This is a genomic window from Nocardia farcinica (assembly GCF_001182745.1).
Lineage (GTDB): Bacteria > Actinomycetota > Actinomycetes > Mycobacteriales > Mycobacteriaceae > Nocardia > Nocardia farcinica.
In genome coordinates this window covers 553,924-572,414 of the sequence record NZ_LN868939.1, presented here as the reverse complement: position 1 = coordinate 572,414, position 18,491 = coordinate 553,924, and the positions used below count along the sequence as shown (strand labels likewise).

Here is an 18,491-nt window from a genome sequence, read left to right as displayed (position 1 = left end):
TGGCCTGCGCCGCTTTATCTCGATTCGGTAACGTCGGCGCGTCGGGGAGAGGTTAGGCTCATCCGGTACGCCCGCGGGCGTCTACTGGACTTTGTACATTCCGGCGGCCATCCGGCGTCGGACGCGGTCGAGTCCGGCCGCTCGAAGGAAAGGCCGAAAATAACGATGCGAGGTCGAAGAGCCCGCGGCTGGTTCCAGCGCGCGCTGCTGTTGTCGATGGCCGTGCTGATGCCGTTGGGCGTGACGGTGGCGGGCGGCGGTGCCACCGCCTCGGCGGCGTTCAACCCCGACGGTTTCGATTTCTGGGTCGATTCGGACATGGGTCCGATCAAGTCCAGGATCTTCCGCGCCGCCGACGGCAACACCAACCGTGTGGTCTACGCGCTCGACGGCATGCGCGCGCGCAACGATCTGAGCGGGTGGGAGATCGACACCGAGGTCGCGCGCGAGCTGACCAAGTGGAACATCAACGTCGTCATGCCGGTCGGCGGCATGTCGAGTTTCTACGCCGACTGGAACGCCCCGAGCACCATCCTGGGTATCGGCGGCGGGTCGAGCGGCTCGGCGTCGGGCTCGTCCTCGGGCTCGGGCGCGCTGCAGATGTTCGCGGGTGGTCCGGGCAAGAGCACCCGCTACACCTGGGAGACGTTCCTGACCAACAACCTGCGCTGGGCGTTGCGCGACCGGCTCGGGTTCAATCCGAATCGCAACGGCGTGTTCGGTCTGTCGATGGGCGGTTCGGCCGCGCTGACGCTGGCCGCCTACCACCCCGACCAGTTCAGCTACGCCGGTTCCTACTCCGGCTACCTGAACGTCTCGGCGCCGGGTATGCGTGAGGCGCTGCGCGTGGCGATGATCGACGCGGGCGGCTACAACATCGACGCGATGGCACCGCCGTGGGGCCCGCAGTGGCTGCGGATGGACCCGTTCGTGTTCGCGCCGCGGCTCAAGGCCAACAACACCCGCCTGTGGATTTCCGCGGGCAGCGGCCTGCCCGGCCCGGCCGACGGCTTCAACTTCGGCACCGTGAACGCGATGGGCCTCGAGGTGCTCGCCCTGGCCAACACCCGCGCCTTCCAGGTGCGCATGGCCACGCTGGGCGCCAACAACGTCACCTACGACTTCCCCGCCGTGGGTGTGCACAACTGGCGCTACTGGGAGACCGAGGTCTACCGGATGATCCCGGACCTCTCGGCGAACATCGGCTGAGCCGGCTCGGATACCGCCCGAGCCCCATCAGCGGCCGCCTGGCTAACACCGGGCACGAGTCGAGGAGAACCGCCCGCGGCGCGTCGCCGCGGGCGGTTTTTTCCTGCCCGTGACCGGAGGGTGTCCCCGGTGCTTTCGGCAACGAATCAATAGCGGAGGCGGCGTCTTCTTGTGGGCTGGATCACTTTCCAGCAACATGTAGGCATTCGTTCCCGATTGATACACCGTGAGCATGCACTGAGGTCGAAACGTCCGATTCTTGCCGGACGGCAGGTCTTCGTGCCCCGATGAGGAGACCGGTCGGATAGCTCCGTAGTAGCCGGTCGTCCAGAGGAAAGGTCGATTGAATGCGAAGTCTCCGCTGGAAACGCAGGCCGACGAGAGCGTCCGGGGCCAAGTCCTGGACCCGCAGGGCGGCACTGGCCGTCGCGACCGCGGTACTCGTGCCCCTGGGCGTCACGGTCGCGGGCACCGGTGCGACGGCGTCGGCAGCGTTCGACCCCGCGGCCTTCGACTTCTGGGTCGATTCGGGAATGGGCCCCATCAAATCCCGCATTCTGCGCGCGGCCGACGGCAACACCAATCGTGTGGTCTATGTGCTCGACGGCATGCGCGCACCCGAGACGCTCAACGGCTGGGAAATCGAGACCGACGTTCCGGCCCTGTTGGCGAGCTGGAACATCAACGTGGTCATGCCGGTCGGCGGTATGTCGAGTTTCTACGCCGACTGGAACGCGCCCAGCGAATTCTTCGGCATCCCCGCCGGTTCGGGTTCGAGTTCGGGTTCCGGCGCGCTGAACGCCTTCACCGGTGGTCCCGGCAAGAGCTACCGCTACCAGTGGGAAACCTTCCTGACCAATGAGCTGCGCTGGGCGTTGCGCGATCGGCTCGGGTTCAATCCGAATCGCAACGGCGTGTTCGGTCTGTCGATGGGCGGTTCGGCCGCGCTGACACTGGCCGCCTACCACCCGGACCAGTTCAGTTTCGCCGGATCGTTCTCCGGTTATCTGAACATCTCCGCTCCCGGTATGCGCGAGGCGATTCGCGTCGCCATGCTCGACGCCGGTGGTTACAACGTGGACGCGATGGCGCCGCCGTGGGGCCCGCAGTGGCTGCGGATGGACCCGTTCGTGTTCGCTCCCAACCTGATCCGCAACGGCACCCGGTTGTGGATCGCCGCCGCGAGCGGCCTGCCCACCTCGACCGATCCGCCGAGCTTCAACACCCTCAACGGCATGGGGCTCGAGGCGCTGGCGCTGGCCAACACCCGCGCGTTCCAGGTGCGTATGGCGACTTTGGGCGGCGGTAACGCGGTGTATTCCTTCCCGCCATTCGGGATCCACGCCTGGAACAACTGGCGTGACGAGGCGGTCCGGATGATGCCGGACTTGTCGGCGAATATCGGATAGCGCACGCTGCCGTCGACGAACCGCCGGGCGCCCTCGGGCACCCGGCGGTTCGTCGTGTTCGCGGAGTGCCGCGGGACGCCGATGCCGGTGTGCGCGTTGGGATATGCCCAGAACTCGGGCTCCGGGACGACATCGCCGCGTGGACAAGGTATGGTCACCGCACGATCACACTTCGCGCGCGTAGGGATTTCCCGATCACGGAAATGTCTCGGCCTTGCCCGGGAATCCGCGGTGGAATATTCTTCCGCGAGCACAAGTGTGACCAGATCGTTGTAGCGCCGTCATTGTGCGCCGGAGTGTCGGGATCCGGCGCATTGTGACGTGCGTCTCGTTGGCAGCACGGGTGGTGCCGCGCCGGCTCGGCGTGGTGTCACCACAACAGCAGAAAGAGAGCGACATTCATGCGATTCGGCAGGGCCGCCGCGCCGAAGAGAGTCAAGTCGGGTCGGCGAGGCGAACCTCGCGGTTGGCGTCATCGGATTCTGGCTGTCGGTGCCGCTGCGCTAGCGCTACCGATCGCCGCCGGGGTAGCGGCCCCGACCGCCGCTACGGCCGCTCCCGTGCACGCCCCGGTGCTGCGCGCGCCGGCAGGCGGGTACGAAGAACTGATGGTGCCCTCGGTCATGGGTCCGATCAAGGTCCAGGTGCAGTGGGCATCGCGCGGTGGTGACGCGGCGCTGTACCTGCTGGACGGCCTGCGGGCGCGTGACGACCGCAACGCCTGGTCCTTCGAGACCAACGCGATGGAGCAGTTCAAGAACGACAACATCACCCTGGTGATGCCGGTCGGCGGTCAGTCGAGCTTCTACACCGACTGGTACGCGCCCAGCAACACCAACGGTCAGAAGACCACCTACAAGTGGGAGACCTTCCTGACCCAGGAGCTGCCGAACTTCCTGGCGGGCTACGGCGTCTCGAAGACCAACAACGCCGTCGCCGGCCTGTCCATGGGTGGCAGCGCCGCGCTGGCCCTGGCCGCCTACCACCGTGACCAGTTCAAGTACGCCGCCTCCTACTCGGGCTACCTGAACATCTCGGCGCCGGGCATGCGCGAGGCCATCCGCATCGCGATGCTGGACGCCGGTCGCTTCAACGTCGACTCGATGGCGGCCCCGTGGAGCCCGCAGTGGCTGCGCATGGACCCGTTCGTGTTCGCGCCGCAGCTGCGTGGCCTGCCGATGTACATCTCGGCCGCGAGCGGCCTGCCCGGTCAGCACGACCGGCCGAACTCGCCGGTCGGCGTGTTCAACACCGGCAACGCGATGGCGCTGGAGGCCCTGTCGCTGGTGAACACCCGCGCCTTCCAGGTGCGGCTGAAGTCGCTGGGCATCCCGGCCCAGTTCGACTTCCCGGCCACCGGCACCCACTCCTGGAAGTACTGGGAGGGCCAGCTGTGGAACTCGCGCCAGGGCATCCTGGACGCGCTCGGCGCCTGGTGATCCCGACACCCGCCGCGTAACACCCTCGAGGCCGTCGCTTCCGCCCGGAAGCGACGGCCTCGCTCGTTTTCCCGGCCGTCGTTGTTTGCTGCGCGGCGCGCCTTACCCGGAATCCGGCCTGGAGCGGGGTAGAAACCTCTTGTGGCTGGAGTTGCTTGTGGTAAACCAGGTCTGCCTTCCAGACGGGGCGGCCGGGCGGCGCTCGGCCGATTCGCGCTGATAGCGGCGGCGATGTTGGTGCCGATCGGCGCCACAGTGACACCGGCCGTGCCGACCGCGGTGGCACAGCCCGCGACGACACCCGCCTCCGCAACCGTCCAGCAGGCGATCTGGCTGACCGACCGCCGTGTTGCGCTGTGGGTTAACTCGCCCTCGATGGGTGCGCCGGTGCAGGTGCAGCTGCTGCTCGCGCGGGATTGGAATGCCAAGCCGGAGGCCAGGTTTCCGCTGCTGATCATGCTCGACGGACTGCGCGCGACCGACGACGAGAGCGGCTGGACGAAGGACGCGGGTGCCGAGGAGTTCTTCGCCGACAAGAACGTCACCGTGGTCCTGCCGGTGGGCGGCCAGTCCAGCTTCTACGCCGACTGGATGCAGCCGAACAACGGCCGCAACTACAAGTGGGAGACCTTCCTCACCAAGGAACTGCCGCCGCTGCTGGAGAGCCAGTGGCGCGCCACCGACGTGCGCGGCATGCAGGGCCTGTCGATGGGCGGCACCGCCGCGATGTTCCTGGCCGGGCGCAACCCGGGTTTCGTCCGCTACGCCGCGTCCTACTCCGGCTTCCTCACCACGACCACCCTCGGCATGCCGCAGGCCATCCAGTTCGCCATGCGGGACGCGGGCGGATTCGACTCCGCGGCCATGTGGGGGCCGCCGACCAGCCCCGAGTGGGAGGCGCACGACCCGTATCTGCTCGCCGACAAGCTGCGCGGGGTCAGCCTCTACATCTCCAGCGGCAGCGGCACCACCGGGCCGTTCGACCAGGCCTCCGGCATCCCCGGGGTGAGCACCAACTACGCCGGTACCGGGCTCGAGATCCTGTCAAGGCTCACCTCGCAGAATTTCGTGACCAAGCTGGGCGAACTCCAGATCCCGGCGACGGTGAACTATCGCGCGTCCGGCACCCACTCCTGGCCCTATTGGGATTTCGAGATGCGTCAGTCCTGGCCGCAGGCCGCGGCCGCGCTCGGTGTCGAACCGGACAAGCCGGCCTGCGCGGCGGGCGGCGCGATCGGTGCGCTGGCCGCCGCGAACGGCTGGCTCGGTGACTGCCTGACCGGCGAGTACGCGGTGCCCGGCGGCCTGGCCCAGGACTTCCACGGCGGCCGTGTGTTCTACTCCGCCGAGACCGGCGCGCATGCCGTCGGCGGCATGATCGGCGGTGGTTACCAGGCCGCCGGTGGGCCGGGCGGCGCCCTCGGGCTGCCGACCGGCGGCGAGCGCGACCTGGGCGACGGCCGTGGGCGCATGCAGCCCTTCCAGCACGGCGCGCTGTACTGGACGCCGCAGACCGGCGCCCAGGTGGTGCGTGGCGCGATCTTCGACGAGTGGGGCAGGCAGGGCTTCGAGCGCGGACCGGCGGGCTATCCGACCGCGCCCGAGGTCAGGACGCCGAACAAGGACGGCGCGGTCCAGGCGTTCGAGGGCGGGCCGTTCTACTACAGTCCCGCCACCGGGGTGTTCCGGGTGCAGGGCCTGATCCTGGGCAAGTACGCGCAGCTCGGCTACGAGAACAGCTGGCTGGGGTTCCCGGCCGCGGAAGAGGCGCCGCTGAAGGACCTCGGCCGGTTCAGCCGGTTCGAGGGCGGCAACATCTACTGGAGTCCGCTCTCGGGCGCCTGGGCGGTGCGCAACGGCCCGATCATGGACGCCTGGCAGTCGGCCGGCTTCGAGAACGGCAGGCTGGGCTACCCGATCAGCGACGAGTTCCCCGTCGACGGCGGCGTGCAGCAGAACTTCCAGACCGGCTTCATCGTCGTGCGCGACGGCAAGGCGGAGATCCACGGCATCTAGCCGGGAGGCCGCGGGCCCCGAGGTGTGACCGGCCGCAGCGCGGTTGCCGTTACCCTGGGGGCCGACCGATCCCCCTTGCGAACAGATCGAGGACAGACATTCATGCATCGGATCCGTGGAAAGGTGGCCGGCCTCGCCCTGGCCATCGCGGCCACCGGCCTGCTCGCCGCCTGTGGTGACGACGACTCGACCGCGTCGAGCACGCCGACGCTGACGACGGGTGCCACCGCGACCTCGGCGGCCGCCGCGTCGAGCAGCCCGGCCGAGGGCGCACCGCAGAGCCAGGCGCCCGCCCCCGAGGCGCCGCCGAGCGAGACCGTCGCGCCCGAGCGCCCCCAGCCGGTGCCCACCGAGGCGGTGCCGCCCGCCGACACCTCCGGTCTGAGCGAGAAGGACAAGGCCTTCATCGCGGCCCTCGAGGAGAAGGGCGTCACGCCGTCCTCGCCGGACATCGCGCTCAGCATCGGCAGCTACGTGTGCCAGAGCGTGCAGGCGGGCGCGTCCGAGCAGGACCTGACCACCTTCGTCAACGCCATGGCCGGCGCCGACGCCTCCTTCGACCCGGCCAAGATGCCGGTCGAGCAGGCCGGGCGGATCTACATCGACACGGCCAAGCAGACCTACTGCCAGTGAACGCGCGTCGCGGCTCGAGACCCCGCCGGTCACGACCGGTGGGGTGCCTGCTGTTCCTGGTGATCGCCGCGCTGCTGGTCGCGGTGATCATCCTGCTGTGGTTCCTGCTGGCCGGACGGCTGCGGTTGCCCGGCCCCGGCCCGGAACCGACCAGGCCGCCCGCCTCCCAGCCCGCCAGTTGCCCTGACGTGCAACTGATCTCGGTGCCCGGCACGTGGGAGTCGAACAGCAACGACGATCCGCGCAATCCGACGGCCAACCCGCTGTCGCTGATGCTCAACGTCACCGGTCCGCTGCGCGAGCAGTTCCCCGCCGAGCGCCTGGACGTCTACACGGTGCCCTACGTCGCCCAGTTCTCCAACCCGGTGGCGATTCCGCCGGACGGCCAGCAGTCCTACAACAACAGCCGCTCCGAGGGCACCCAGCGCACCATCGACGCGTTGGCCGAACGGCACCGTGAATGCCCCTTGACCACCTACGTGCTCGCGGGGTTCTCGCAGGGTGCGGTGATCGTGGGCGACGTGGCCGCCCAGATCGGGGAGGGCAAGGGCCCCGTCCCGGCGGACCTGGTCCTCGGCGTGACGCTCATCGCCGACGGCAGGCGCGAGGCCGGGCCAGGGCAGGCGATCGAGGTCGGCGCCACACCGCCGGGCGTGGGTGCCGAAGTCGCGCTGAACGGGCTGAAGGTGCCCGGTATCACGATGACCGGGCCGCGCCCCGGCTTCGGCGCGCTGGCCGATCGCACCTACACCATCTGCGCGCCGGGCGACATGATCTGCGATTCGCCGCGGCAGGCTCTCAGCCCGGTGAACTGGATCCCCAGCGTGCTGAGCCTGGTCCGGGCGGCCGGAAACCCGGTGCACGCCTTGTACAACACCTACGTGGTGGACGGCAACGGCACCACCGCGACCCAGTGGACCGCGGGCTGGGCAGCCGGTCTGATCGAGTCCGCGCCGCACCCGCCGCATTCGTGAGTGCGCACAACCGCGTCCCCCGGGGTGCTGTGCCCGGCCATCCGGTGCGGTGACAACCGCACGGGAGTTCCGCGGGACGCTGTAAAGTGCGCTGGTGATTCGCGACCGGCCCGTCGCACGCCGGGGCCGTCGCGCCGCATTTCCGCACAGCCAGGAGCAGGATTCCATGACACAAGCCGCCGCACCGGCCGGTGAGCTGACCGACCTGGGTACGCCGCTGCGCCCGTTCCGCTTCGCGGCCGCGGGCGAGGGCAACAAGCAGGAGGGCGGTGCCCGCAAGTTCGTCCAGCTGGCGCAGCAGGCCGAGGAATACGGCTACGACACCTTCGTCGTGCCCGACCACCTCGGCGACCAGATCGGCCCGATCGCCGCGCTCGGCGCCCTGACCCAGGCCACCGAGAAGATCCGGCTCGGCACCTCCGTGCTGGCCAACGGTTTCCGTCATCCCGTGGTGCTGGCCAAGGATCTGGCCACCATCGACGTGCTGTCCAAGGGCCGTCTCGAGGTCGGCATCGGCGCGGGCTGGAAGCAGGACGAGTTCCTCGCCGCCGGGCTGCCCTACGATTCCCCGGGCGTGCGCCTGGCCAAGCTGGACGAGACGCTGACCATTCTCGACGTGCTGCTGCGCGGCCAGGAATGCACCTTCCACGGCAAGTACTACCAGGTGGAGGGCGTCAAGGGCACGCCGCGCCCGCGGCAGGGCCCACGTCCGCCGCTGTGCACCGGCGGCGGCGGCCCGAAGATGCTGCGGCTGGCCGCCAAGCACGCCGACATCGTCTCGGTGGTGCCGATGACCACCAAGAACGGCAAGGGTCTGCTCTCGGGCATCACCCTGGAGAAGACCATCGAGAAGGTGAACCTGGTCAAGGAAGCGGCCGGGGATCGATTCTCGGAGATCGAACTGAACTGGGCCATTTCCGCGATCGTCATCACCGACGACCGGGAGAAGACCGCCGAGATGGCGTTGTCGGCCCTCGACCGCGGGCTGCATCCCGACCTCGAGGTCGATACGCAGCTGACGGTGGAGGATCTGCTGAACTCGCCCTACGTGGCGATCGGCACGTTCGAGGAGATCGCCGAGCAGATCAAACGCGTGCGCAAACTCACGTCGATGTCCTATGTCGGCATCTATCCCACGCAGATGGACGCGTTCGCACCGGTTATCCCCCTGCTGAGGGACGAGTGAGCCGGTCTTCTCTGTAACATGACTCTGGTTTGAGGACATCTAGCCGATAAAGCGGTCACCGCGCAGACCGCAGGAAATCTGCAGGTTGACTCTGCGACATAGAGCACCCGCGGGCGAAAGCGAGTCGGGGCCCCACGGATACCACGGCGGTGTCGCCGTCATGCTGCGTGTGCCTCGGAGGAGAAGAAGGAATGGAAGAGACTTTCGACGACTACCTGGACGAAACCGGGAACATCCGTATTCCCGAGGATCACACCCTGGTTGATCACGTCGAGAAGCACACCCGCAATGACGCGAACACGCTCGCGTACCGATACATCGACTATTCGCGGGAACGCGATGGCGAGGTACACGAGCTGACGTGGCAACAGTTCGGCGTTCGGCTGCGCGCGGTGGCCGCCCGACTCCAGCAGGTGACCAAGCGGGGTGATCGGGTCGCCATCCTCGCCCCCCAGGGCCTGGACTACGTGGTTTCCTTCTTCGCCGCGATCTACGCGGGCACCATCTCGGTGCCGCTGTTCGACCCGGACGAGCCGGGGCACACCGACCGCCTGCACGCCGTGCTCGGCGACTGCGAGCCCTCCGCCATCCTGACCGCCAGCTCCTCCGCGGCCGGGGTGCGCCAGTTCTTCCGTTCGCTGCCCGCCGCCCAGCGCCCGCGCATCATCGCCGTGGACGCCATTCCCGACAGCGTCGGGGAGAGCTGGGTGCGCCCGGACATCAAGATCGACGACATCGCCTACCTGCAGTACACCTCGGGCTCCACCCGGGTGCCCGCGGGCGTGGAGATCACCCACCGGGCCGTCGGCACCAACCTGCTGCAGATGGTCGACGCGATCAAGCTGGACTGGAACTCGCGCGGGGTCACCTGGCTGCCGCTGTTCCACGACATGGGCCTGCTCACGGTGATCCTGCCCGCGGTCGGCGGCAAGTACATCACCATCATGTCGCCGAGCGCGTTCGTGCGCCGTCCCTACCGCTGGATCAAGGAGCTGGCCGCGGTCTCCGACGGCGCGGGCACCTTCGCCGCGGCGCCGAACTTCGCCTTCGAGCACGCCGCCGCGCGCGGCCTGCCCAAGAACGGCGAATCGCTGGACCTGTCCAACGTGATCGGCCTGATCAACGGCAGCGAGCCGGTCACCACGTCCTCGATGAAGAAGTTCAACGAGGCGTTCGCGCCCTACGGCCTGCCCAAGACGGCCATCAAGCCCTGCTACGGCATGGCCGAGGCCACCCTGTTCGTCTCGGCCACCAAGGCCGAGGACGAGGCCAAGGTCACCTACGTCGACCGCAACGAGCTCAACGCGGGCCGCATGGTGAAGGTCGACCCGAGCGCCGAGAACGCCATCGCGCAGGTCTCCTGCGGGTACGTCGCGCTCTCGCAGTGGGCGGTCATCGTCGACCCGGCCACCGTGGAGAGCGACGGCGGCGGCCGCGAGCTGCCCGACGGGCACGTCGGTGAGATCTGGCTGCACGGCAACAACATGGGCATCGGGTACTGGAACCGGCCCGACGAGACCCAGAAGACCTTCCGCAACAAGGTCACCCAGCGGCTGGCCGAGGGCAGCCACGCCGAGGGCACCGCCGAGGACGCGGACTGGATGCGCACCGGCGACTACGGCGTGTACTTCGAGGGTGAGCTCTACATCACCGGCCGGGTGAAGGACCTGGTCATCGTCGACGGCCGCAACCACTACCCGCAGGACCTCGAGTACTCCGCGCAGGAGGCCAGCAAGGCGCTGCGGCCCGGCTTCATCGCCGCGTTCTCGGTGCCGGCCAACCAGCTGCCCGCCGAGGTGTTCGAGCAGGGCAGCCACTCGGGCCTGAAGTTCGATCCCGACGACGCCTCCGAGCAGCTGGTCATCGTGGCCGAACGCGGTCCGGGCGCCGGCAAGGCCGATCCTGGCCCGATCGCCGACGCGGTGCGCGCGGCCATCTCGCAGCGGCACGGTGTGACCGTGCGCGACGTGCTGCTGGTGCCCGCGGGCTCGATCCCGCGCACCTCCAGCGGCAAGATCGCGCGCCGCGCCTGCAAGACTGCATATCTGGAGGGAACGCTGCGCGGTGGATACACCCAGCAGGCTTTCCCCGATGCACCGGAAGAGTAAATCGCCAAGGGTGAGCTGAACGGCCGGTCGACGGCGCCCGGCGCGGATATCGTCCACGCCGGGTGTCGTTTCGCGGCGCGCCCGGTACGCAGACAGGTAGCTTGAGGAATTGATGGCTGACAACGAGGGCACGCCCGACCAGACGACCGAGGACGCCACCACCGACGCCGCCGCGACCCCGGCGCCCGACGGTGCCGTGGGCGAGGGCGCCGTGGGCGACGGTCCGCGCACCGACATGTCGGTGGCCGAGGTGCGGGAGTGGTTGCGCCGCTGGGTCGCCGACGCGACCGGGCAGCCGCTGGAGAACATCACCGTCGACCGGCCGATGGAGGAATTCGGCCTGGCCTCGCGTGACGCCCTGGCGCTCGGCGGCGACATCGAGGAGCTCACCGGCGTGGTGCTGACCGCGACCGTGGTCTACCAGCACCCGACCATCGCCTCGCTGGCCGAGGTCATCGTGCACGGCGAACCCGAGGTTCCCGAGACCGCGGGTGACGAGGCGTTCTACACCGCGGGCTACACGCCGGGCGAGGCGCACGACATCGCCATCGTCGGCCTGTCCACCCGGCTGCCGGGCGCGGGCGACACCCCGGAATCGACCTGGGAATTCCTCATCAACGGCGGCGACGCGATCCGCGAACTGCCGGAGGGCCGCTGGGCGGAGTTCATGTCCGACCCGAACGTGGCGAAGATGATCGAGGAGAGCAACACCCTCGGCGGCTACCTCGACCAGGAGGTGGTGAAGGGCTTCGACGCGGAGTTCTTCGCGATGTCGCCGATCGAGGTCGAGCGGGTCGATCCGCAGCAGCGCCTGATGATGGAGCTCACCTGGGAGGCGCTCGAACACGCCCGCATCCCGGCCAGCGAGCTGCGCGGCGAGTCGGTCGGCATGTTCGTCGGCTCCTCCACCCAGGACTTCCAGCTCATCGCCGCGCTCGGGCTCGGCGACCGCGACCCGAATCTGCCGATCTCGGCCGAGGCCTACGCGCTGCTGGGTGCCTCCACCGGCATCATCGCCAACCGGGTCTCCTACTTCTTCGACTTCCGCGGTCCGTCGGTGACCGTCGACACCGCGTGCTCGTCCACGCTGGTGGCCGTGCACCAGGCCGTGCGCGCGCTGCGGGACGGCGAGGCCGACCTCGCGTTGGCGGGCGGCGTGAACATGATCCTGGCCCCGGTGGCCACCCTCGGCTTCGAGAAGAACGGCGCGGTGGCCAAGAACGGCCGCATCAAGGCGTTCTCATCCGACGCCGACGGCATGGTGCGCTCCGAGGGCGCCGGCCTGGTCGTGCTCAAGCGGCTCGCCGACGCCGAACGCGACGGCGACCGCATCCTCGCCGTCATCAAGGGCACCGCGGTCAACAACGACGGCCGCTCCAACGGCCTGTTCGCCCCGAACCCCGACGCGCAGGCCGACGTGCTGCGCCGCGCCTACCGCGACGCGGGCATCAACCCGGCGACGGTGGACTACATCGAGGCGCACGGCACCGGCACGCTGATCGGCGATCCCATCGAGGCCGACGCGCTCGGCCGGGTGGTCGGCCGCGGCCGCGACGCCGACAAGCCCGCCCTGCTCGGCTCGGCCAAGACCAACTTCGGTCACCTCGAGTCCGGCGCGGGCGTGCCCAGCCTGGCCAAGGTCGTGATGGCCTTCCAGCACAACGTGATTCCGCCGAACATCAACTTCGCGGGCCCGAACCCCTACATTCCGTTCGAGCAGGCCCGGCTGAAGGTGGTCGACGAGCCCACCCAGTTCCCGCGCTACAGCGGCGTGGCCACCGTCGGCATCTCCGGCTTCGGCTTCGGTGGCGCCAACGCCCACGTCGTGCTGCAGGAATACACCCCGCCGACGAAGGCCGCGGTCGTCGCGCCCGGTACCGACACCGACACCGAGACCGAGACCACCGATGTGATCGCGGCGGCGACCGCGATCACCGCGGAAGCGGGCGACGTCGTCGCCGAGGCCACCGAGATCACCGCCGAGGCCGCCGCCGACGCCGCGGAATGGTCGGCCGAGCGCACCGAGCCGCTGCCGGTGATCCTGTGCGTGTCGGGCTACCTGCCCTCGCGCCGCCGCCGGGCCGCCACCGAACTGGCCGACTGGCTGGAGTCCGAGGCGGGCCGCGACGTGCCGCTGGCCGATGTGGCGCGGTCGCTGGCCAAGCGTAGCCACTGGCGCTCGCGCGGTGTGGTGCTGGCCAAGACGCACGAGGAGGCGGTGGCCGGGCTGCGCGCGATCGCCGCGGGCAAGCCGGGCACCGGCGTGTTCACCGCGGACGCTCCCGCCGCCCAGGGCCCGATCTGGGTGCTCTCCGGGTTCGGCGCCCAGCACCGCAAGATGGGCAAGCAGCTGTACCTGGAGAACGCGATCTTCCGCCGCACCGTCGACGAGGTCGACGAGCTCGTCCAGGACGAGGCCGGCTATTCGGTGCGCGAGATGATCCTCGACGACGCCCAGGACTACAACGTCGGCACCTCGCAGGTCGGCATCTTCACCATCCAGATCGGCCTGGCCGCGCTGCTGCGCGCGCACGGCGCGGAACCCGAAGCGGTGGTCGGCCATTCGATGGGCGAGGTCGCGGGCGCCTACATCGCCGGTGGTCTCACCCTCGAGGACGCGGTCCGGGTGATCTGCGCCCGGTCCCGCCTGATGGGCGAGGGCGAGCAGATGATCAGCGACGACGACGTGCGCAACATGGCGCTGGTCGAGCTGAGCGCCGCCGAGGTCGAGGCCATGCTCACCGACTACCCCGACGTCGAGGTCGCCGTCTACGCCGCGCCGACCAACACCGTCATCGGCGGACCGTACGAGCAGGTGCAGGCGATCGTCGCCAAGGTCGAGGAGGCGGGCAAGTTCGCCCGCGTGCTGCAGACCCGCGGCGCAGGCCACACCTCGCAGATGGACCCGCTGCTCGGCGAGCTGGCCGCCGAGCTGGCCGGCATCGAGCCGACCCGGCTGCGCGCGGGCCTGTACTCGACGGTGCACAAGGAGAAGTACTACCGTCCCGGCCACGACCCGGTGCACGACGAGGACTACTGGGTCACCAACATGCGCCACAGCGTGTACTTCACCAACGCGGTGAAGCTCGCGGTGGACAGCGGCCACACCACCTTCCTCGAGCTCGCGCCCAACTCGGTGGCGCTGATGCAGGTGCTCGGCACCACCTTCGCCGCCGGCCTGCACGACGCCCAGCTCATCCCCACGCTCAAGCGCAAGGAAGACGAGTCGGCGGGTGTGATCTCCGCCCTCGCCCAGCTCTACGTGCACGGTCACGCCGTCGACCTGTCCTCGCTGCTGCCCGCGGGCGACTACGCCGACATCCCGCGCACCACCTTCGTGCGCAAGGAGTTCTGGCCCGCCGCGCGGATGGCCACCGGCAGCGGCACCGGCCGCGTGCCCGGCGCGCACGTCGCGCTGCCCGACGGCAGGCACGTGTGGGAGGTCCAGGCGAGCGCGGTGACCGACCCGGCCGAGCTGGTCCGCGCCGCCGCCGCGCAGGTGCTCGCCGACGTGACCGTCGGCGCCTCGCTCGCGCACGGCGCCGTCCCGGCCGCGGGCACCCTGACCACCACGCTCACCCCGCATCCGGGCGGTGCCTCGGTGCAGGTGCACGCCAAGGAGGACGCGCAGTTCCGGCTGATCTTCGACGCCGTGGTCACCTCCGGCGCGCCGCTGCCCACCCCGGCGGTCGCCGCGCCGAGCACCGCCACCGCCGCGGCGCCCGCCGCCGAGCCCGAGGTGCTCGAGCAGGCCGGTGACCGGTGGGACCCCAACGGCAGCCAGACCATCGAGGAACGGCTGGCGCTGATCGTCGCCGAGTCGATGGGCTACGCGGTCGAGGACCTGCCGATGGAGATCCCGCTCATGGAGCTTGGTCTGGACTCGCTGATGGCGATGCGGATCAAGAACCGCGTCGAGTACGAGTTCGACATTCCGCAGCTGCAGATCCAGGCCGTGCGCGATGCCAACCTCACCGAGGTCGGCAAGGTGCTGCGCTACGCGATCGAGCACCGTGACCAGGTCGCCGCCATCGCCGAGAAGCAGGCCGCGGGCGAGGAGATCACCGTCGACGCCGACTTCGTCACCGCCGCGCGTGCCGCGATGGAGGCGGGCGAGGATCCGGTCGCGGCACTGGAAACCGCGGTGGGCAGCCAGGATTCGGGCACGGCGGCCGACGCTCCGGCCGAACCCGCTGTGGCCGACCCCGCTGTGGCCGACCCCGCTCCGGTCGATCAGGAGGCCGCCGCCTTCGGTGAGGCGCTGGCCGCCGTCGACGAGGACGACGTGCCCCCGCGCGACGCGGCCGAACGGCTCACCTACGCGACCTGGGCGATCGTCACCGGCAAGTCGGCGGGCGGCATCTTCAACACCCTGCCGATCCTCGAAGAGGAGGTCGCCGAGAAGCTGGCGGCGCGCCTGTCCGAGCGGATCAAGGCCGAGGTGACCGTCGACGACGTGCTCGACTGCGAGACCATCGAGCAGCTCGCCGACATCGTGCGCGAACGCCAGGACAGCGGCGCCGAGATCGACGGCTTCGTGCGCCCGCTGCGCCCGCGCCCCGAAGGCTCCGACGCCGTGCCGGTGTTCGTGTTCCATCCCTCCGGCGGCAACACCCTCGTCTACGAGCCGTTGCTCAAGCGGCTGCCCGCGCACACCCCGATGTACGGGTTCGAGCGGGTGGACGGCGACATCGAGCAGCGGGCCAAGCAGTATATCCCCGAGCTGCGCCGCATCCAGGGGGACGGGCCGTTCGTGCTGTACGGCTGGTCGCTGGGCGCGGTGTTCGCGTTGCAGGTCGCGCAGTTGCTGCGCGCCGAGGGCGCCGACGTGCGGGTGGTCGGACTGATCGACCTGGCCATCCCGACCCGGGACGAGGACAACAGCCCCGAGGAGCGGGTGCGCCGGATCGAGCGCTACCAGGCCTTCGCGCGCAAGACCTACGGCATCGACGCCGAGCTCGACCGCGCCCAGCTCGAGGAGCTGGCGGCGGCCTCGGACGAAGAGCAGTTCAAGATGATCAGCGATCTGATCAAGATCAGCGGTGCCAAGATCCCCGGCGGCGTGCTCGAACATCAGCGCACCTCCTGGATCGAGAGCAGGCACCTGGCCCGCACCACGCCCTCGCGCTACGACGGCGACGTGGTGCTGTACCTGGCGGATCGCTACCACGACGGCATGATCGAGCTGGAGCCCAGGTTCGCCGAGCGCAAGCCCAACGGCGGCTGGGACGAGTACCTCCCGCATCTCCAGGTCGTCCACATTCCCGGCGATCATCTGCAGATCGTCGACGAACCGCGGATCGCGAAGATCGGTGCCGACCTGACCGCGAAGCTTGTTGCGATGGAGGCGAAAGGGGACAAGTGAGCACTACTGCCGAGAAACTCGCAGACCTGCGTAAGCGCCTCGAGCTTGCGCAGGAGCCCGCGGGTGAAGCGGGGGTCGCGAAGCGGGCGAAGAAGGGCATTCCCAGCGCCCGCGACCGGATCAACATGCTGCTCGATCCGGGAACCTTCGTGGAAATCGGTGCGCTGGTGCGCAAACCCGGCGACCCGGCGGCCCTCTACGGCGACGGCGTGGTCACCGGCCACGGCCTGGTGGACGGGCGGCCGGTGGCGGTGTTCTCGCACGACCAGACCGTCTACGGCGGCTCGGTCGGTGAGATGTTCGGCCGCAAGGTCGCCTACATCATGGAGTACGCGGCCAAGGTCGGCTGCCCGGTCGTCGGCATCAACGACTCCGGCGGCGCGCGCGTGCAGGAGGCGGTGACCTCGCTGGCCTGGTACGCCGAACTGGGCCGCAGGCAGGAACCGCTGTCCGGGCTGGTGCCGCAGGTGTCGATGATCCTCGGCAAGTGCGCGGGCGGCGCGGTGTACGCCCCGATCAACACCGACGTGGTGGTGGCGACCGAAGAGGCGTACATGTTCGTCACCGGGCCCAAGGTGATCCGCGAGGTCACCGGTGAGGACGTGAGCCTCGAGGAACTCGGCGGCGCGCAGAGCCAGGCCGAATACGGCAACATCCATCACGTCGCCAAGGACGAGAAGGCCGCGTTCCAGTGGGTGCGCGACTACCTCAGCTTCCTGCCGACCAGCTGCCAGGAGCTGCCGCCGGTGGTCAACCCCGGTCTGGAGCCGGAGATCACCGACAGCGACCGCGAACTCGACTCGATCGTGCCCGACTCCGACAATGCCGGCTACGACATGCACGAGATCCTGCTGCGGATCTTCGACGACGGCGACTTCCACGAGATCGGCGCGACCGCGGGCCGCAACATCATCACCGGTTTCGCCCGGGTCGACGGCCGCAGCGTCGGGGTGGTGGCCAACCAGCCGCTGGTGTACGCCGGCGCGCTGGACGCCCGCGCCTCCGACAAGGCCGCGCACTTCGTGCGACTGTGCGACGCCTTCGAGATCCCGCTGGTGTTCGTGGTGGACACCCCCGGCTTCCTGCCCGGCGTGGAGCAGGAGAAGATCGGCGTCATCAAACGCGGCGGCCGGTTCCTGTTCTCCTTCGTGGAGGCGACCGTGCCGAAGGTGACGGTGGTGATCCGCAAGTCTTACGGCGGCGGCTACGCGGTGATGGGGTCCAAGCAGCTCGGCGCGGACGTCAACCTGGCCTGGCCGACCGCCCGCATCGCGGTGATGGGCGCCGAGAGCGCCGTCAGCCTGATCGGCGGCAAGCAGCTGGCCGCGGCGCCGGAGGACCAGCGCGCCGCCATGCGCCAGCAGATGATCGACTTCTACAACGCGACCGTGGCCACGCCGTGGGTGGCGGCCGAGCGCGGCTACATCGACGCCGTCATCGAGCCCTCGGCCACCCGGCTGGAGCTGCGCCGCGCCCTGCATCTGCTACGGGACAAGAAGCTGGCCCGCAACCCGCGCAAACACCACCTGCTACCGCTCTGACGCTCGCGGACAGACGTCGGGCCGCCCACCCGTGCAAGGTGGGCGGCCCGATCGGTCTGACCCCGCTCAGGCTGCTCAGGCGAGGCTGGCGGAGGTGATGATCACGTCGTCGACCGGGACGTCCTGGTGCATGCCCGCCGAACCGGTGGACACACCGGCGATCTTGTCGACCACGTCGGTGCCGTCGACGACCTGGCCGAAGACCGCGTAGCCCCAGCCGGACGGGCTCGGGGCGGTGTGGTTGAGGAAGGCGTTGTCGGCGACGTTGATGAAGAACTGCGCGGTGGCCGAATGCGGGTCGTTGGTCCGCGCCATCGCGACGGTGTACTTGTCGTTCTTGAGGCCGTTGGCGGCCTCGTTCTGAATGGGGGCCTTGGTGCCCTTCTGCCGCATTCCCGGCTCGAATCCGCCGCCCTGGATCATGAAGCCGGGAATCACCCGGTGGAAGATCGTGCCGTTGTAGTGGCCCGAGTTCACGTAATCCACGAAGTTGCGCACCGTCTCCGGCGCCTTGGCGTCGTCCAGCTCCAGGACGATCGGTCCGAAATTCGTCTCCAGATTCACCTTGGTCATACCCCCACCTTTCCATCCCCGCCGCCGGGGGTCAGCAA

General features: G+C 69.3%; 11 protein-coding genes. 10 read left to right on the top strand and 1 reads right to left on the bottom strand.

All coding sequences use genetic code 11. The annotated features are described in order from the left end of the window. Positions 1-165 precede the first annotated feature (165 nt). The 10 genes from AMO33_RS19725 (at position 166) to AMO33_RS19680 (ending at position 17,880) form a co-directional block, all read left to right on the top strand. Positions 166-1,209 carry an alpha/beta hydrolase gene (locus AMO33_RS19725; RefSeq protein WP_011206710.1) on the top strand — a complete coding sequence of 348 codons (1,044 nt, stop codon included), beginning with the start codon at positions 166-168 and terminating at the stop codon, positions 1,207-1,209. 347 nt (positions 1,210-1,556) lie between these two features. After that, a complete protein-coding gene (locus tag AMO33_RS19720; protein WP_011206711.1) occupies positions 1,557-2,618 on the top strand; it encodes an alpha/beta hydrolase in 1,062 nt (353 codons plus the stop codon). Positions 2,619-3,019: 401 nt separating this feature from the next. Beyond that, entirely contained in the window at positions 3,020-4,057 is a 1,038-nt protein-coding gene (locus AMO33_RS19715; RefSeq protein WP_011206712.1) for an alpha/beta hydrolase, read from the top strand. A 231-nt stretch (positions 4,058-4,288) separates the two neighbouring features. After that, the gene (locus AMO33_RS19710) at positions 4,289-6,073 is read left to right on the top strand and encodes an alpha/beta hydrolase-fold protein (protein WP_060593845.1); all 1,785 of its coding nucleotides are present in this window, start codon (positions 4,289-4,291) and stop codon (positions 6,071-6,073) included. A gap of 102 nt (positions 6,074-6,175) precedes the next feature. Continuing rightward, the gene (locus AMO33_RS19705; RefSeq protein WP_011206714.1) at positions 6,176-6,706 is read left to right on the top strand and encodes a DUF732 domain-containing protein; all 531 of its coding nucleotides are present in this window, start codon (positions 6,176-6,178) and stop codon (positions 6,704-6,706) included. After that, on the top strand, positions 6,703-7,680 hold the full coding sequence (locus AMO33_RS19700; RefSeq protein ID WP_076573713.1) for a cutinase family protein: 978 nt from the start codon (positions 6,703-6,705) through the stop codon (positions 7,678-7,680). Before AMO33_RS19705 ends, AMO33_RS19700 begins: the two co-directional genes overlap by 4 nt. Before the next feature lie 166 nt (positions 7,681-7,846). Next, positions 7,847-8,866, top strand: coding sequence for an LLM class F420-dependent oxidoreductase (locus AMO33_RS19695; protein ID WP_011206716.1), 1,020 nt, complete (start codon positions 7,847-7,849; stop codon positions 8,864-8,866). A gap of 191 nt (positions 8,867-9,057) precedes the next feature. Next, a complete protein-coding gene (gene fadD32, locus AMO33_RS19690) occupies positions 9,058-10,974 on the top strand; it encodes a long-chain-fatty-acid--AMP ligase FadD32 (protein WP_060593844.1) in 1,917 nt (638 codons plus the stop codon). A 112-nt stretch (positions 10,975-11,086) separates the two neighbouring features. After that, positions 11,087-16,339 carry a polyketide synthase Pks13 gene (gene pks13 / locus AMO33_RS19685; protein ID WP_275896132.1) on the top strand — a complete coding sequence of 1,751 codons (5,253 nt, stop codon included), beginning with the start codon at positions 11,087-11,089 and terminating at the stop codon, positions 16,337-16,339. After that, positions 16,336-17,880: an acyl-CoA carboxylase subunit beta gene (locus AMO33_RS19680; protein WP_011206719.1), complete on the top strand. Its 1,545-nt coding sequence runs from the start codon at positions 16,336-16,338 to the stop codon at positions 17,878-17,880. The genes pks13 and AMO33_RS19680 overlap by 4 nt, the downstream gene beginning before the upstream one ends. Before the next feature lie 75 nt (positions 17,881-17,955). On the opposite strand, the gene AMO33_RS19675 is transcribed toward AMO33_RS19680, so the two are convergent. Continuing rightward, positions 17,956-18,453: a peptidylprolyl isomerase gene (locus tag AMO33_RS19675; RefSeq protein ID WP_011206720.1), complete on the bottom strand. Its 498-nt coding sequence runs from the start codon at positions 18,451-18,453 to the stop codon at positions 17,956-17,958. Positions 18,454-18,491 lie beyond the last annotated feature (38 nt).

Excerpts from the sequence above, each read along its gene's own strand:
- AMO33_RS19725 (WP_011206710.1), top strand. The coding sequence starts at position 166 with ATGCGAGGTCGAAGAGCCCGCGGCTGGTTCCAGCGCGCGCTGCTGTTG.
- AMO33_RS19720 (WP_011206711.1), top strand. The coding sequence starts at position 1,557 with ATGCGAAGTCTCCGCTGGAAACGCAGGCCGACGAGAGCGTCCGGGGCC.
- AMO33_RS19715 (WP_011206712.1), top strand. The coding sequence starts at position 3,020 with ATGCGATTCGGCAGGGCCGCCGCGCCGAAGAGAGTCAAGTCGGGTCGG.
- AMO33_RS19710 (WP_060593845.1), top strand. The coding sequence starts at position 4,289 with ATGTTGGTGCCGATCGGCGCCACAGTGACACCGGCCGTGCCGACCGCG.
- AMO33_RS19705 (WP_011206714.1), top strand. The coding sequence starts at position 6,176 with ATGCATCGGATCCGTGGAAAGGTGGCCGGCCTCGCCCTGGCCATCGCG.
- AMO33_RS19695 (WP_011206716.1), top strand. The coding sequence starts at position 7,847 with ATGACACAAGCCGCCGCACCGGCCGGTGAGCTGACCGACCTGGGTACG.
- fadD32 (WP_060593844.1), top strand. The coding sequence starts at position 9,058 with ATGGAAGAGACTTTCGACGACTACCTGGACGAAACCGGGAACATCCGT.
- pks13 (WP_275896132.1), top strand. The coding sequence starts at position 11,087 with ATGGCTGACAACGAGGGCACGCCCGACCAGACGACCGAGGACGCCACC.
- AMO33_RS19675 (WP_011206720.1), bottom strand. The coding sequence starts at position 18,453 with ATGACCAAGGTGAATCTGGAGACGAATTTCGGACCGATCGTCCTGGAG.